At 45.4% G+C, this 16,553-nt stretch carries 11 protein-coding genes and 1 pseudogene; 8 read left to right on the top strand and 4 right to left on the bottom strand.

Translation table 11 applies throughout. The features are described 5' to 3' along the window. The first annotated feature begins 40 nt into the window (after positions 1-40). The 4 genes and pseudogenes from ACFYU8_RS14620 to ACFYU8_RS14635 all read left to right on the top strand — a co-directional run bounded on the left by ACFYU8_RS14620 (position 41) and on the right by ACFYU8_RS14635 (position 5,734). Complete coding sequence (locus tag ACFYU8_RS14620) at positions 41-832, top strand: DUF4253 domain-containing protein (RefSeq protein ID WP_390300297.1); 792 nt, start codon at positions 41-43, stop codon at positions 830-832. Between the two features lie 87 nt (positions 833-919). Next, positions 920-1,357 carry an SRPBCC family protein gene (locus ACFYU8_RS14625; protein WP_390300295.1) on the top strand — a complete coding sequence of 146 codons (438 nt, stop codon included), beginning with the start codon at positions 920-922 and terminating at the stop codon, positions 1,355-1,357. Between the two features lie 161 nt (positions 1,358-1,518). Next, positions 1,519-2,677 (top strand): annotated as a pseudogene (locus ACFYU8_RS14630) (winged helix-turn-helix domain-containing protein); the annotation flags it as partial. A gap of 282 nt (positions 2,678-2,959) precedes the next feature. Further along, the gene (locus ACFYU8_RS14635; protein WP_390300293.1) at positions 2,960-5,734 is read left to right on the top strand and encodes an AAA domain-containing protein; all 2,775 of its coding nucleotides are present in this window, start codon (positions 2,960-2,962) and stop codon (positions 5,732-5,734) included. Positions 5,735-5,774: 40 nt separating this feature from the next. On the opposite strand, the gene ACFYU8_RS14640 is transcribed toward ACFYU8_RS14635, so the two are convergent. The 4 genes from ACFYU8_RS14640 to ACFYU8_RS14655 all read right to left on the bottom strand — a co-directional run bounded on the left by ACFYU8_RS14640 (position 5,775) and on the right by ACFYU8_RS14655 (position 11,444). Continuing rightward, a complete protein-coding gene (locus ACFYU8_RS14640) occupies positions 5,775-6,620 on the bottom strand; it encodes a DegV family protein (protein WP_390300291.1) in 846 nt (281 codons plus the stop codon). 282 nt (positions 6,621-6,902) lie between these two features. Next, positions 6,903-7,760, bottom strand: coding sequence for an amidohydrolase family protein (locus tag ACFYU8_RS14645; protein WP_390300289.1), 858 nt, complete (start codon positions 7,758-7,760; stop codon positions 6,903-6,905). 13 nt (positions 7,761-7,773) lie between these two features. Beyond that, complete coding sequence (locus tag ACFYU8_RS14650; protein WP_390300287.1) at positions 7,774-10,869, bottom strand: GNAT family N-acetyltransferase; 3,096 nt, start codon at positions 10,867-10,869, stop codon at positions 7,774-7,776. A 146-nt stretch (positions 10,870-11,015) separates the two neighbouring features. Then, positions 11,016-11,444 (bottom strand): exosporium protein C, encoded by a 429-nt coding sequence (locus ACFYU8_RS14655; protein ID WP_390300285.1) that lies wholly within the window; start codon positions 11,442-11,444, stop codon positions 11,016-11,018. A 244-nt stretch (positions 11,445-11,688) separates the two neighbouring features. Here ACFYU8_RS14655 and ACFYU8_RS14660 point away from each other — a divergent pair, with 244 nt between their 5' ends. The 4 genes from ACFYU8_RS14660 (at position 11,689) to ACFYU8_RS14675 (ending at position 16,514) form a co-directional block, all read left to right on the top strand. Continuing rightward, entirely contained in the window at positions 11,689-12,885 is a 1,197-nt protein-coding gene (locus tag ACFYU8_RS14660) for a DUF418 domain-containing protein (protein ID WP_390300283.1), read from the top strand. A 184-nt stretch (positions 12,886-13,069) separates the two neighbouring features. Continuing rightward, the gene (locus ACFYU8_RS14665; RefSeq protein ID WP_390300281.1) at positions 13,070-14,542 is read left to right on the top strand and encodes an S-layer homology domain-containing protein; all 1,473 of its coding nucleotides are present in this window, start codon (positions 13,070-13,072) and stop codon (positions 14,540-14,542) included. A 40-nt stretch (positions 14,543-14,582) separates the two neighbouring features. Continuing rightward, positions 14,583-14,948: an ABC transporter permease gene (locus ACFYU8_RS14670; protein WP_390300279.1), complete on the top strand. Its 366-nt coding sequence runs from the start codon at positions 14,583-14,585 to the stop codon at positions 14,946-14,948. 183 nt (positions 14,949-15,131) lie between these two features. Beyond that, positions 15,132-16,514, top strand: a complete 1,383-nt coding sequence (locus tag ACFYU8_RS14675) for a TraB/GumN family protein (RefSeq protein WP_390300277.1) — start codon at positions 15,132-15,134, stop codon at positions 16,512-16,514. The last annotated feature ends 39 nt before the right edge of the window (positions 16,515-16,553 follow it).

The following is a 16,553-nucleotide window of genomic DNA, read 5'->3' on the forward strand; positions in this document are numbered from 1 at the left end:
TGCGCAGGATTTTTCTGTTAGATGTGGTAGGATATATGGTATGAAAAAATGCAAAAAAAGAGGTGTAACGATGGTAGAAGAGTTGTCTTATTACCTAAAGGAATGTGACATAGAAGTGGTTGCTGCGGAAGACTTTTCGGTACTTGCCACAAAGGTAGATAAGCAAAGCATTTTGGTTCTGCCTAGCTATAATATACTAGAGATGATAGAAGAAGCTGTGGACGAAGAGGGATCACTCACTGATTACGTACATAACCAGCTAGAGGAAGTTCACCGCTTATCTGTGGAGGATGTCTTTCGGCGAATTGTAGAATCTCGCCTTTTGTATACAGATATTTCATCCGAGTTGAAAAGTTTGGAAGGAAAGAACTTTGAAGGCATCTATAAGGCATATTCCCTTATATGGGAAGGCCATGAGCTACTCAATGAACAACTCAGTGAGACAGAGACGGAGTCCTTTCTCATAAGTGAAAAATGGGTACAGGATCGATTAGAAGATGAGGCATTGATTGTTCTGGAATTGCCGTTATCGTCTGGTTATGAAGCACCGTTGTGGGTTCCCATGGGAGGCTATAATGAATGCCCATTACCTGTTTACCAGTCGGTGATCGTGAAGCACTGGCAGGAGGCGTATGGCATCAAGGTTCTCGCTGTGACAGAAGATACATGGATTTTTCAAGCCGGTTCAAGACCGCAGACCTACGAGGAGGCCCTCAAGCTGGCGCAAGAGCATTTCATCTTTTGTCAGTACGTTTTGGATGAGTTTCCTTCAATCGGGCATTATGCTGATTATTTAATGAAGCAGGATGTATGGTATTTTTGGTGGGATTAACTCGCCATATTCCTGAAATATCTCCCGTGTTCTGACAATAAACATAACAAGATACCAAAGAACACTGGGGGAAGGAATGAGCAAATCATGCCTCAAGGAATACATGATGTGGAGCTGAACCTGCCCATCGGGGCGGTATGGCAGTTTGTGAGTATAGTGGAGAATTGGGTTCCACTGGTACCTGGCTACATCAGCCACGAGGTAATTAATGAACGACGTGTCGCTTGGACGTTTACAGGCGATATCGGCATCATGAAGAAAACGATCAGCCTGCAAGTGGATATCACCGAATGGACTCCACCAACTGAGGTGAGGTTTAACCTGACAGGGATCAGCGGGAATTTTACCGGAGAGGGTTACTTCAAAGCAAAGGCATTGGGTGAGGTGCGGACGAAAATGACGGGGTGTCTGGATATCACCGCTCATGGTGTGAAGGGCCCCATGATTAATCCCATTTTAAAATCCAATCTTCCCAAGACGACGAAGGAGCTCGTGGAGGCTATTGGAAAACGTATAACGAAATAACATCCTTGCCACCAAAACGAAAACACGCCAGCTCGGCGTGTTTTTTTGTGTGATGCACGTTTGCTCCCGAGGTTAAGGAGACTCTGCAAACGCTCAGGCAAGTAATAAAGGAGGCGGCACCAGATGCCTACCTTTGTGCTCCATGGAAATTTGGTGCATTATTAAACGAGGGCCTAAACCGTAAACTAACGGTCATTTCAGCACCAGCAGGCTCCGGTAAGACGACACTTGTCAGTGAATGGCTCGACAGTGGTGATCGACCCGCCGCCTGGAGTTCCATGGATGAAGGAGATAATGACGCTGCGCGTTTTCTCACATACCTCTTCACAGCCCTGCAAAATATTGGACCGAATATTGGAGCGGGCATATTTTCATTGCTCCATTCCCCTCAACCACTACCAATCGAATGGATAATCACGACTCTGCTTCATGAAATAATCGCTATACCCAATCCTTTTGTTCTTGTCTTCGATGATTACCACGTTTTGAAAAAGGGGCCACTCGACGATGCCATCTCTTTCCTGCTTGAACGCATGCCACCGCAGATGCATTTGGTAATTGTGACCCGCGAGGAACCACGTCTGTCTATCGCTCGATTGCGAGTGCGGAACCAATTGAATGAAGTACGTGCATCCGATTTGCGCTTCACCTATTCGGAAGCAGCTGAATTTCTTGAGAAAGTGATGGGGTTAGAGCTATCACCGGAAAACATCGCCCTGCTCGAGTTCACGCACAGAAGGCTGGATTGCGGGTTTACAGTTAGCCGCTCTGTCCATGAAAGAACAAAAAGATATCGCAAGTTTCCCTCAATCTTTTTCCGGCAGTCACCATTTTATCCTCGACTATCTGGTAGAAGAAGTGCTCACCCAGCAATCTGCAAGCATTCAAACATTCTTGCTGCATACATCCATCCTCGATCGATTATCCGGTTCTCTTTGTGACGCAGTTTTTCGCCAAAGTCATACTTCAGGACAGGAATCGTTAGTCTATCTCGAACGCGCCAATCTGTTTATCGTCCCGCTGGACAGCGAGCGGCGTTGGTACCGCTATCACCATCTTTTTGCTGATTTACTGCGGGAAAGGCTCCGATCGACTACAGGAGAAGGCGAGTGAATCGTCGCAGAATTACACACCTGTGCAAGCATTTGGTATGAAGACAATGGTCTTGAGATGGAAGCTTTTCACCATGCAGTGGCAGCCCATGATACATCGCGAGCAGCACGACTCGTGGAGGGAGAGAGGATGCCGCTGCTATTTCGTGGTGGGGTAGTCCCTGTGCTGGACTGGCTGGAGTCGTTACCACATGAGGAGTTGGATGCAACAAGAAATACAAAAGGGGCAGCCCTAAGCCAAAAAACGGCTTTTGGGACTGCCCCATTTTTAGTAGTAGTTGTCAATTATATATAGTATGCCGTTATCCTCGAACCAATAGGGACAAAATGACGCAGGGGAAACGAAAAGAAGCATTATTATTATCCACGTAAAAAATTTGGGCAATGCACATTGAACTCGACTATAATTTTTACAAGGAATATTATTCCTATTAAAACAAAATTTTCACTAGATACAGGTAAATCTTTCAAATACAAAGGAATTCACACTATGGATGAACGTAAGGTTTTAATTGTTACAAGTAAAGGAGATCAGACGGGTGAAATCGTGAAATACTCCTTTCATGAAGACAAAGTGTATATTTGGTTTAAGGGTAGTGAAGAGCCATACAAATACAATAATGTTGTTATCAAAACGAATCCTAATCTTGTAGATATCGAAAATAAGACCGTACTATATGCAGGAATCCCGCTCAGAAACGTAAAAGAAGTTTTAGATTTTGATGGTACCATAAAGGTTTTTTTTAATAAGGACAAATCAAAAATTTTTGATTCCTCTTTAATCAGTATTGAGTTGGAGAGTCGTTCTAATAATGAAGTGATATGTCTATTAGACTATTGGAATGACATTGCTCAATATACAAATACAGAGGGTGAGTCCGAAGCATTTTTAAAGAAACAATTCTCGAAGATTAACTTGATCGATCAAAATAGTGTGCTTGCCTCTTATATAAAACGTGTGGAGATAGAGCGATCGGCACTCAATTCCGTTGCTCACATCTATCCATTTCGATTCAATTTGAGTCAAAAAGAGGCACTTGAACAAGCACTGCTTAGCAATATCTCTATTATTGAAGGTCCACCTGGTACAGGGAAGACACAAACAATCCTTAATATTCTAGCTAACTTGGTGATTATGCAAAATAAATCTGTAGCTGTTGTATCGGGTAATAATGCAGCTGTTCAAAATGTGAAAGACAAGCTTCAAAAGTCCGGATATGGGTTCCTTGCAGCATTTTTAGGAAAAGTGGAGAATCGAGAAGCCTTTTTTAAGAATTTGCCCACATACCAGATTGAAGGATGGGATAACAAAATTCAAGAAGAGAAGATACAGGAAACGTTAATAAACTTGTCGCAACGTTTAGACGAGTTATTAACCCTTGTCAATCGCAAGGCGAGACTGGATCAAGAAATTGCCGCTTACCGTTTGGAACAAAAGCATTTTCTCTTTCATAACGAGAGTAAAAATGTGGAAGAGATGGAACGCTTGTTCTTTCGTCGTCAAACATCTGAAACCATTATATCTTTTTTAGTGGACGAGTACTTTTTAGGGAACCGATCATTCCGCTTTTTACATAAAGCAAAACTACTGTTCAAATATGGATTCATCGATTTTAAAAAACTGAAAAAGAATCGTTTGGAGCTAGTCACACGCTTGCAAATGAAGTATTACGAATCTAAATTGGCAGAAATGGAACGAGAAAGAAAAGACATCCAGCAGGAACTGGATACCGAATCCTTCGATGATCTGTTGCTTCAACACGAAGTGAATTCATCCCTCTTGTTTAGGCAGAAGCTTTACCACAAATATCAAGGCAAATCAGTCTATAGTGGTAACGCCAAAAATTATACAAGAAAATTTGAGGAGTTCCTCGAGTATTTCCCTATTGTATTAAGCACAACCCACTCCCTGCGCTCTTGTATACCGGAAGGATACCTGTTTGATTATGTGATTGTTGATGAGGCGTCTCAGGTAGACTTATTAACCGGGGTACTTGCTATGTCTTGCTGTAAGCGAATAATTATTGTAGGTGACATGAAGCAATTACCTCAAATTGTAGATGAGAAAATAAAAAGCAAGCTGAAGGTTCAGGACGTACAAGTCATGTATGATTACTTTCAGCAGAGTTTGTTATCATCCATGCTTTCGATATATGGAGAGAAAGTACCTAAAGTGATGTTGAAGGAGCACTATAGATGCCGACCTAGCATAATTGGTTTTTGTAATAATCAATATTATAACAATGAATTGATTCCATTGAGTTCGGAAGAGGAATTCGATGTCTCAATCCGGGTGCATTACACGGCAATAGGCAACCATATGAGAAACGTTACTGCTGGACAGCAAACAGGGAAATTTAACCACAGAGAAATTGATGCAGTTAAAGAGGAGATTTTGAAAGAGCTACTGCTTCAAAATATTCCAGTAGAGGATATAGGCTTTACCACTCCGTATCGTTTGCAGGTGAAAGAAGCGAATGAGATATTGGTCGAAGATATGGAGATTGATACTGTCCATAAGTACCAAGGTCGTGAAAAATCAATCATGATATTGTCTACTGTATTGGATCAAACGAAAAGCGGGAGAATTGGCAAAAATTTTGTTGAAAATCCTTGCTTGGTTAACGTAGCTGTCTCGAGAGCGCAGAAGCAGTTTATTCTTGTAACAGATCATTCGTTATTTCGCAACTCCCGAAAAGATATCGGCAATTTGATACGTTACATTGAGTATCATACACTCCATGAGCATATCACACATAGCAATCTAATATCTGTTTTTGATTTGCTGTATAGCGAGTATTCGGAACGGCTAAATGACTTACAGAGCCGATTAATCTATAAATCCAGATACAAGTCGGAAAATATAATCTGGAGGGTTCTATCCGATTTAATAAGGGAGGAGAGCTATAAGGTCGTCACATTTAGTATGCAGGTGTATCTAAAGGATATATTTTACGAAACAGATCGGCTTGACGAAGTGGAGAAACGGTATATAAAAAACAGGGCTTCTTTTGATTTTGTTATTTATGACGCAATTAACAAGCAACCACTTCTAGCAATCGAGGTCGACGGCTTTGACTTTCATAGAAATAAACCGGCTCAGATTGAGCGGGACAAGCTAAAAAACGGGATTTGCAATAAATATCAATTTCCATTGTTGCGGCTTCCGACTACAGGATCCAATGAAATTACGAAAATTCGTAATCAACTAGATAGGATCTTAGATAGGGAAATAAAAGAAGACGACAAAAAATCGCTCAAGTAAAGTTTGAGCGATTTTTTCATGTTTCTTAACTCACTAACTCCTACTCATTCCGCCAAGTCAAAGCCAGCGTCCCCATCCCAGCATGCGCCCCAATCGTGGAACTGATCGGTCCAACCAACACCTCGACATCGGAGTACTTGCTCTGGATTTTCTCTTTCAGTTCCAGCGCTTTTTCCAAGACGTTGCCATGCAAAATCTGCACGTGCTTCACGGAGTAATTCTGCTTGGCTTTCTCTAGCTGCTCCAGCATGCGCCTGACCGCTTTCCCTTCGGTACGAACCTTTTCATATACTTCAAACAGTCCATCTTTAATTTGGAAAATCGGCTTGATCTGAAGCAGATTGCCGATGAAATATTGCAAACCGGTCATTCGGCCGCCCTTGTAAAACTGGTCGAGACTGCCGACCAGGATATAGTTTTCATACTTTTTGTATTCCTCGCGCAAGGAAGCCGCAATCTCATGATAGCATTTTCCTTCTTTGGCCTGCTCGATTCCGTTTAAGATAATCGAGGTAATCGGGTACGACATCAGCTTGGAATCTACCAGCTCGACAGGGAATTCTACCAGCTTGGCCGCCGTTGCACTTGTATTGTAGGTTCCACTCAGATCAGAGGAGAGGTGGACAGCAATCGCGCATTCATACTCTTCCTTTAATCGTTCGTAGAGCGTCACAAATTTTCCGATGGAAGGCTGCGACGTTTTGGGAGCATAATTAGCCTGCACAATTTTCTGATAAAGCTCTTCAGGCGCTAAATCAATGCCGTCTTCATAAGTGCCATCTTCAAAGATAATCTCCAGTGGAACGACGTAGATGTCATGCTCTTCTATGATGTGAGCAGGTATGAGTGCGGTGCTGTCTGTAACCCAGGCAATTTTTTTCTTCAAGGAAACATGTCCTCCCCCATTAAAATGCGTGTTCAAAAACCTTTTCCAGCAGAAACCTAGCCTTGCTCTATCTTTACTAACGACAGCTTTGGGTCATGGTTGTCCGATACTGACGATGTATAAGCAAACTCGCATATTCTATCATAATACGAAAACTGTCGTTTTTTGTCGTAGATAGAAGAAGTTTTATTGAACAAATGAGAGAGGATTACTGGAAAAGGGAACACAGACAAGAAAAATCCCATGTATCCTCAAGAGGAAGAGACATGGGATTTGAATCGTCTACTCAACCAACGGCTTGATTTTGGGAAACACCTTCAATGCTGTCTTGTAAAACACATCCTCGTGATACTCCGCTGGGATTAGCTCCTGTACAAACTGGATATACGACTTCACTGGTGCCAACGGCCAGTCTGTTCCGAACAAAAACTTGTCGTAATGATCACAATAGGTGATCGCGTGGCGCAGATGGGAGAAGAAGAGAGGGGAGTCCGCGAGTCGCTTGCAATTGGCTGCGTCACCGACCATTAAGCCGGAGAGATCTGCAAACATGTTGCGGTTTTTATAAACGACTTCTGCCCCATCGAGTACCCACGGATCGCCAAAATGGGCCATCATGAAATTAACGTCTCGATGCTTCACCGCCACCTCGTCCAGTGTGAGAGGGTGGGAGTATTTTAGGAGCCCACGCTCCGAGTACGTATCGCCGGTGTGAAAGACGACAGGCACTTGGTATTTGGCAGCAAGTGCATAGACGGGATCATAGACGCTATCGTAGGCGTAGAAGGGATAGTAGCCCAGATAGATTTTCAACCCGACGACGTTGGGCTTTTGCAGGTCAGCCTCCAGGCGTGCCACTGCCGCTTCATCCAGCTTGAACGGGTTGATTCCCAGGCAATAGACGAACTGAGGCGGCAACTCGTCCGTCAGGTCTAGTCCCATGGGAGTGACAGCTTCCACATCGGGAAAGCCGTCTGGCTGAGTCTCTGTCAAACCCATGCCTATCCCAAGGACCACGCCATTTTCGGCATACTCGTGCAAGAGCCCAGTGACAGAGTAATCGACAAACGACTTTTCTGCCGCCGTCCGCTTGAATTCCTCGATATGGGATAAATGCATGTGCGCATCAATGATTTTCATTGTGAAGCCTCCCTTATTTGGCAAAGCGTATCGCCCGTAAGTCAGACAAGGCATTGGATGGAAGCGTGCTGTCGGCAAACAAGAAAAAGACAGGAGGAGTAAAGGCAGTGCTGTTGTTTGGCAGATTCAGTTCGCGTATGACAGAAGCTACCGCCACTTCCTTGTTTGCGTATACTTGGAGGTCCGCTGTATCGAGGTCAGTAACGATGTGCATCTGGTCCTTGCTGGAAGCTCGCCCGACGACATAATCGGAAACTTCAAGGACATCCAATTCACCTTGTGCCAGCTTGTAGCTGAGCATCTCGCCATTCGTACCGACGGTTTTCAGCCAGAGTGACTCGTCCTCGGTTCCTGGCTGCAAAAAGATGTCCGTGGACAATTCCGTGCCAGCAAAGTACGTTCCGGTATTCTGCTCAATCTCTACCGTATGACAGAGGACAGGTACTCCTGGCAGCAGCAAGTAATACTGATGGCAAGTCAACCCGCGGTACTTTTCCTGCTTTTTCACATGGTAGCTCACCTTGATGCCCTGCCACGTATTTTGCTTGTTGTCGACTAGCTCGACAAAGGAAGCAGTACGCTCTTCCTTAGCCAGTGAAAACGCGCTTAATTCCTCAATATAGTTGCCGATTCCTCCTGTCCACGGATTCCACCAAGATTTCGGTTTCCGCTCCGGGAACGCGCTATCTAACCACTCCTGCCCATTGCTGGTGAGAGAGTAGAGCGTCGGAGCAAAATCTGGAGCGGCTTTGATCCGCAATCGTCCATTGTCTGCTATATAGACCTGTTGTCCCTCTTCCACTGTTTGCTCCTGTATGACCTTGCCTTGACCGATTGGGAAAATCGCGCTCTGCAAATGCGACACATGCGTGGCAAAACGCCCCTCTACTTGCACGAGGTCATATGGTTTTTCCGATGTCATGAAGGAGAAGCCAGATTCTGTCTCTTCCTCCTCTTCTGTAAAGCTCTGCGTTTGTCTTGAAGCTGACTCGCTCAAAAGGGATGCCATCAGTTCTCCGTCCAAATACTGCTGCTTGTATTCTTTCACCTGTACATCCAGTTCCTTGTTTGTGACAAACGGATTTTGTCCATTTGCAATTAACTCAAGGTGAGAGGTCAAGATCAGGTCTTTTGGCAGAGGTTCTTTACGGGCAAAGGCGCGGAACTCTTTCCAGTCGGCATAGCCCCCATGCGAAAAGTGGATGGGACCGAACGATATTGTTTCATGTGGAGCAAGCATGCCGAGATTGGTTTCGAGTGTTACATACCAGCCTTGAATGTCAAAACGGTATTCAGGAGGCCAGCACATTCCCCATGGGGCCGTTTCATCCTGTGTAAACAGCCAGTTTTCACTGACTAACTCAGCATCCCAATAATCCATATCGCTGCCGTAAGAGGAGGGTGTTTCAACATAACGACCTTGATAAGGAACAATGGGGCGATGAAAACTGTGGCTAAAGCCTTGATTGAGCCAGAGCTCAGCAGCCAGCTTGTCAGCAGAGCTGTTTTCTATCTTCAGTCCGTGTTCAACGGTACCATCTCCGAACAGGAGCGTACTGCTAACCAGCGCGATTTGCGGGTATGCACCGGAGCGATACGTCGCACGTATACCGATCGCTCCCTTTTCTGCGATAAATTCAACTTGCTCGGCACGTTTCTTCGAGAACTCACTGGAAAACGGTTTGCCAAGCTTGGGGTAGAGGAGGGTGGTTGGCTCCCCACCTGTCCCACTGACGACGGTCATTTCATTATCTTCTTTGTTCAAAAAGAGCATATGGCGGCCATGGTGAACTTGCCAAGTCTGTTCCGTTTCCCCAGACACCATCGCACCAAGCCCAGTAAAGGCAGCTCCGATTTTTTTGGTAAAAGAAACCGATCTGCCATCCGCAAGCTTTGCCTCCACCTGTACGTTGGCTTCGTAAAAGCCGTGTTCATAGAGGTCAGCGTTAAGCTGAAGCGAGATACGCTCTTTGCCAGATAGTTTCAGGATATGGCGATGCTCTTGCAATTCAAAAAATGTGCAAGCGGGCAACTCGAATGAAAACTCCGCTTCTTCAGCAAAGTTGTTTTCCACATCCAAATAAAACGGCTTTGTCTGTCCCGGATAGGAAAGACCAGGTATATGCAAGGAAAGGGTAGCAGGAAACTTGGGGAGAATTCCTACTTCGAACAGGGCAGCCTTTCCGTTGATCAGCAGGTGTGTACTGACACGCGGATGCGTACGCCAGATGCTTTGCTCTTCTGCGATTGGATCGACAAAAAAGTTTGCCGATAGCGTCGTTTCACCTGTAACAGACAGCTCGTGCTGATAATCAAAGCAGATCGTGTCGCTCGGTTGCCCGTTTAACGAAATTTGTAGCGGCTTGCCTGATTTGTTGACGATCCGGTAGTGAATCTGGTACTCCCGTCCAAAGACCAACTCCAGCTTTTCCACCTCGGCAGCTACGAGATAATCCTCTGTCTCGATGAGGCGCATGCCTCGTCCGCGCCGCTCAAACTCCACGCGCAAGCTCTTTTCTCCTTTTGCCCAGGAGTATGTGAAGTAATCAAAACCGTTTTCCTTGCGTCCGTCCGGCTCTACAACGATTTCCCGCGTGGAGTCCTGATACCAGTCAAGCTCCTCAAAATAATGGGCGATCGATTCAGTACGGAGCACAGAAGGGATCATGTTCATCAGATGAGTGGCGTCGTCCCGGTCTTCCCAGAAAAAGCCAAACTTCTTATACAACGGAACAGCCTTCGTGTTTCCTGCCCACGTATAAAGGTCAAGTCGCGGCCAGCCGAGCTCAATCGTTTTCTCCAGTGCGCATGAAAGCAGCATCCGGCCGACTTTTTTTCCATGATAGTTGGGACGGACATTGAGCAACGGGATGTAGAGGGCACCGGTATCTTCCCGATATTCTGCCAGGCTGCAATAACCGACGACCGTTTCACCTTCCATTGCCAGATAGACGGTGATAGCGTCAGAGGCTGCTTCTTCTTGTCTGATTTGTTCGGCTGTCGTAATCGAATTTCCGCCTCCCCAGCTATCTCGGCTGGCATTCCACATATCTGCGACCGCTGCGGCCAGCTCAGGGCGGTAGGTGACAATTGAGATTGATGCTTCCATGCTTGTAAACACCTCGATTACATTGTTAAATTATGTATCTTATAAGAGTTGTACGTTTGAGCGACAGAATTGTTGCTAGTTTTCGGAAAAAGGATACAGAAATAAGTACGAAAAAAAGCACCTTATTCAGGTGCTTTTTAACGCATTTAGGTTCTTGTTCTTACTGCTAGTCCACTAAACGTAACTGGACCTACAACATCAGCTCTGGTATTTGCAGTTCGGTTTTCTGCGGTTACTGTGTAAATATGGGTACCAGCTCTGACATTTCGATCGATTGCCTGGAAGGTGACAGCATAGTTTTGTTCAGAACCAGTAGATTCAATACCTTGGAGGGTGTTGAATATCTCTCTACCATCACGAAATATGCGGAAGAGGATTTGAGCAATACCGGTAATCCCCCGAACACCAACAGTTGCAACTAATTCAACACGATTTGGTTGGGAATTCCTAGCTGGGATTCTGATTCGGATGGTGGCGAGGCGAGACCTACCTGGCGAGCGTCTGATCGTAAAGGAATTTGCCAAGTTGAATCTACGGCGTGGCTGAACGGCAGCTTTATCGAGAATACGTACCAATAAATCACCCCCTTTTACTTGGATACCTCAAAATATGTTGGTAAACAGGAACGTGATTGGACGAGTACACGATGTTTCTCAAAATTAAGTCATCTATCTGATAGACGAAAGAACCTTTTAATAGGCTGTATCGAAAAGGGCGAATCCATCTATAGACAAGCCTCGAATGAATTAAGGAAACAATAAGGTACCCTTTAGAGGCCATTAAGCTTAGCTCGTTACAATCAGGCATGAGGTGATTGTCATGGAGCTAAAGCAAAACCGCGTTCGTATCATCGATGGCTTGCGGGGATTTAGTTTAGTAGGGATTTTGATGGCGAATATGCTGATTTTCCAGTATGGGATTTGGGGAAGCCAAGAAATGGATTTATACGCCCTCCCCGATTACGAAATGACTGTTTTTAAGCTTGTGAAATTATTTGTGGAAGGCAGCTTTATGCCGATTTTCACCTTCATGTTTGGTTTTAGCATGATCAAGATGCAGCAAAGCTTGGCTGCCAAAGGGTTGAGGCAAAAACGCTACCTTTCCCGCAGGTTTTTGATGTTGATCGGACTTGGTCTCCTTCATTCGTACTTCCTGTGGGAAGGGGATATCTTGGGGTTTTATGGCATGATGGGCTTCTTTTTGTTGCTATTCATGAACCGTAAACCGAAGACGTTGCTCGTTTGGGGGATTGTCTTACTATGCCTCATCAGCTTAATGGGTCTTATTCCAGATGATCCGAATGATCCTGCGAGTATTACCGACTCTGCTCGTATGGAAGCGTATGTCGTCAAAACAATGACCGTCTATGGCAAGGGCACATACGAGGAGATTGTGCATCATAGAAGCAGTGAAGATCCGCTTGGCTTGCCGGAATACATGATATTTGTTTTACTGTTGATCACGCCGCTTATGAGTGCACCCATGTTCCTTTTTGGGATGTATGCGGCGAAGCGCAGGTGGTTCGAGAAGCCAGAGGAAGAACGAGCCTCGTATCTTCGAAACATGCTGATCTTCTTGCCAACGGGGCTTTTGTTAAAAGCAGTACATGTGTATCTACCAGGAACGTGGTGGAGTGGAGTCGGTGAGATATCGGGGGGGACCATCCTTGCCATTGGTTACATTTTCGCCTTCGTTTGGTTCTTTTCCAGAAGCACGGAATCAACTTGGCTGCCAAGGTTTCAAGCCGTTGGTAAACTTTCCTTAACGAATTACCTTTTGCAAACTGCCATTTGTACGACGATCTTCTATGGCTATGGACTCGGATGGTTCGGAAAGATCGGGGTATTGGCTGGATGCGGATTAGCGATCGTGATTTATGTGGGACAGCTTTTCATAAGCCCGCTGTATCTAAAACGATTCCGTTATGGCCCAGTGGAACGACTATTGCGTATGTGGACGAATTTTTCATTCTCCGGCAAGACGAAGCAACGTCCAGAAAAACCTATTTCTGCTTAGAATCAGAAAATAAAGAACCAAGAGCCAAGAAGCTGTTCTATTGGCTACTTGGTTTTTTGCTTTGTTCCTGGATAGTTGCTTCCTCCTCTAAAAATATGAATCCTCTTATCGGTCTTCAACATATAATGTCAATGGTTGGAAAAAGATGGTCGGATAGATCATCGTAAAGAACGGAGGATGGGAGTTGGGACGTTTTCAAAAAGCAGTAACGAGTCTTGTTTTCTTTAGTCTCTTTTGCTTGATCTTCCAAGCATCCATATTCGTGCCCGTGAGCCAAGCAGCAAGTACAGAGGAGACACCTGCCGCTGTAGAATCCAATGTAGATCTTCGTCACTTACAAGGAAAAGTCAATGATATTACCGCAGAGAATTTAATCCAGGAAAAATATACGCCGGACAGCTGGAGCAAGCTGGTGTACGCGTTGGATGCTGCAAAAGCCGTACTGACGAAGCCAAACGTCACCCAAGCAGAAATCGATGGTGCCTTGTCCGTGTTAGGCATAGCAAGAGAAGGGCTGACGAAGCAGGAAGGCACAGTCGACAAGGGTAAACTGCAAACGAAAGTAGAGGAAATTGCAGTCGAAAAGCTGCAAGAAAAAGATTACACCAAGGCCAGCTGGAAGGAGTTGCAGAACAGACTCGGGCAGGCCTACTTTGTACTGGATGATCCGCAGGCAAGCCAGATTGTCGTAGATGTTGCCCTTGAGAAATTGATAAAAGCGAGACAAGATTTGAAAAGACAAGATGATGCGGTCTATAAAAGAGAGCTGCGAGCCAAAGTGGAAGAGATCGAGGACAAAGACCTGGATGAAGACGACTACACCAGATCGAGCTGGCGTGATTTGGAAGATGCGCTCGAAGATGCGTGGGATGTCATCGACGATCCACATGCTACACAGTCTGAGGTAGACGACGCCTTGTACGATTTGAAGAAAGCATGGAGAAATCTAGAGGATGACAATAATCGAGACAGGGATCGGGATCGGGACAGAGACCGTAAAAAAGGTTCCTATACCACACCGACAAACAGCTTTTTCACTGGCGGTAGCCCTACAGACAAGAAAGAGGATCGCCCTGCAACGAATCATAAAAGTAAGAGCCAACGTGGTTATATCAATGGCTATCCAGACGGAACGTTTCAACCAGATCGCACGGTGACACGTGCGGAGTTGGCTGCCATTTTACTGAACGCTGAAATGGTGAGCCAATCATCTGCGAGTAAGGGAAGGTTCCTCGATGTTGCCGACAACTACTGGGCAGTAAATCCGATTCATCAAGCAAGTGCGGCGGGCATGATGAGCGGCTACCCGGATGGCACATTCCGTCCATCGGCCAACATTACCCGAGCGGAGATAGCCGCGGTCATCTATAAGTATAAGGCCTTACAAGGTGCGGGAGGGGGCACTGCCTTTTTCGATGTGAGGGGAGATCATTGGTCATCTCCAATCATTGCAGCGGTTGTTGCCAAAGGATACATGACAGGTTATCCCGATGGAACCTTCCAGCCAGAGAAAGCACTGACTCGTGCCGAAGCCGTAACGATTCTTAATCGCGTGCTGAATCGCGTGCCGCAGAACCAAGTTGGCACGCAAAGATGGCCGGATGTCGTGCCTGGTCATTGGGCGTTTAATGAAATTGAAGAAGCATCAATCAAGTAGCGTTTTCGAAAAAGGACTCACCCTCATGTAAAATAAGAGGGTGAGTTTTTTTAATCCTGACACACATATTTTCTTTGCCTTTAGTGTGAGCTGGATTTTTTCCATGATTGGTATATTGGCAAAACGACCGGAGACAGTATCGGGTTCGAGTATGTTTTTTGTATACCCGTTGCTTTTTGCCAGCACAATCTTCGTAGATTCTTCCACCATGCCCAAATGGATGGGGACAATCGTCAATCTAAACCCGATCAGTATTGCGGTAGGGACGGTTCGAGGATTGATGGGGGGAACCGCAAATCTGTCTGATGTTTTGGCCGGGATCGGAGTATGTCTACTGCTGATTGTCATATTTGCTCCGTTAACCATGCGTCTGTATTTGACCAAATTGACCCAACCGAATCGATAACTTGGAGATTCATAGGGAAAGCGTCGGCGATCAGTGTCGATGCTTTTTATGTATACTAAAAAGGATGTTTTTTCTATTCTTTTCAATCATTCGGTTATCTCTTCCAAAAAATTGTGGTATAATCTACCACTAAGATGGAATGGCATTAAATCATTCAGCTTAGAATCGAGAGGAGAAAGTTTCATGAAACTAAACAAACGCTGGAGTAAACTGACTCGCTGGGCGGGTACAGGTGCACTCAGTTTGGCGCTTTTGCTAGGGTATGTATTTCCTGTACACGGGCAGACTCCCGTAGCTCCTGCAATTAGCCCTTGGTCGGTAACAACGCTGAACGAAGGGGAGAAATACGGGATTTTTCCACTGGCTTGGTATGAAGATGCTTCTTTTCAGCAATCGATTCCTGCTGACAAGTTTCATACGTTGATGGAAGGAACAGCGAAAAAGCTGGATCTCCTGGGACTTAAGAAAAAGAACGCTTCGTTGTCCTTTACGACTGATAAGTTCATTACGAGAGAAGCAGTTATTACTTCGTTGTACAAACTTTTGGCGAACTACGAATTGCCAGCAGCATTCGAGATGACCGGGGACAACCCGATTGACTACATGAAGAAAAAAGGCTTGGTCAAAGGGACAAGCGCTGGTCTCGAGCTGAATCAGCCAAGTACGGTTGAACAAGCGACGGTGATGGCAAGCCGACTAGTCGAGTTTGCATACGATACGGTGGGCGGCGGTGCCGAAGGTTTCATGTGGAAAGTGACCAACGGCAAAAATACCATGTACTTGCTTGGCTCGATTCACATGGGGATCGCAGAAATGTATCCGATGCAAAAAGACATCCGGGAAGCGTATGAAGAGTCGGATGAACTGTGGGTGGAAGCCGATATTATCAACGGTGACAATGAGTATTTGACACAAAAAATGGTATACATGGATGGCACCACACTGAAGGATCATGTATCCGCTGAGACGTACCAAAAGGTGCAAAAATTGCTTACAAAGCTGCAACTGCCAGCCAATTCTTTTGACGCCTTTAAGCCATTTGCTGTTTCGTTATCTGTGCCAACGCTTGGCTACGTAGATGGCGAAACGGATGTTCAGTTCGCGATGCTTTCCGGTATTGACAGGTACTTCTTGACGAAAGCGATGCTGGATGACAAGCCGATCAACGAGCTGGAAGGCATTAAGCTGCAGGCGGACTTGCTGTCAGGTGTACCGGCAGAGCAGCAGGAGAAAGAATTGAATATCATGTTAGATAGTGTCTTGGCTGAAAAAGGACTGGATGAAAGCACAAAACTATTAAAAGACATGCAGACAGAATGGGTGGAAGGCGATCTGGCTGGCTTCACCCAGATCATGACGACCCATGGCGATTTCGGTGAAGGTGAAGTGAATCAGCGACTTCTCGGTGAGCGGGACAAAAACATGGCTATTAAACTGGCAGAAGTGTTGGAGAAAGAAGGGGAAACTACTTCTTTTGTCGTGGTCGGTGCTGCCCACTTCTCGATGCAAGGCATGGTTATCGATCAATTGAAGGCAAAAGGCTATAACGTGCAACAATTGAAATAAGAGTATAGAAAAGGAAGTGTCGGCGCAGGCTGGCACTTC

The organism is Brevibacillus sp. NPDC003359, from assembly GCF_042878995.1.
Lineage (GTDB): Bacteria > Bacillota > Bacilli > Brevibacillales > Brevibacillaceae > Brevibacillus.

Bases quoted from the DNA above. Each gene is read 5' to 3' on its own strand.
- ACFYU8_RS14645 (WP_390300289.1), bottom strand. From the start codon at position 7,760: ATGAAAATCATTGATGCGCACATGCATTTATCCCATATCGAGGAATTC.
- ACFYU8_RS14635 (WP_390300293.1), top strand. From the start codon at position 2,960: ATGGATGAACGTAAGGTTTTAATTGTTACAAGTAAAGGAGATCAGACG.
- ACFYU8_RS14675 (WP_390300277.1), top strand. From the start codon at position 15,132: ATGAAACTAAACAAACGCTGGAGTAAACTGACTCGCTGGGCGGGTACA.
- ACFYU8_RS14660 (WP_390300283.1), top strand. From the start codon at position 11,689: ATGGAGCTAAAGCAAAACCGCGTTCGTATCATCGATGGCTTGCGGGGA.
- ACFYU8_RS14625 (WP_390300295.1), top strand. From the start codon at position 920: ATGCCTCAAGGAATACATGATGTGGAGCTGAACCTGCCCATCGGGGCG.
- ACFYU8_RS14650 (WP_390300287.1), bottom strand. From the start codon at position 10,869: ATGGAAGCATCAATCTCAATTGTCACCTACCGCCCTGAGCTGGCCGCA.
- ACFYU8_RS14620 (WP_390300297.1), top strand. From the start codon at position 41: ATGAAAAAATGCAAAAAAAGAGGTGTAACGATGGTAGAAGAGTTGTCT.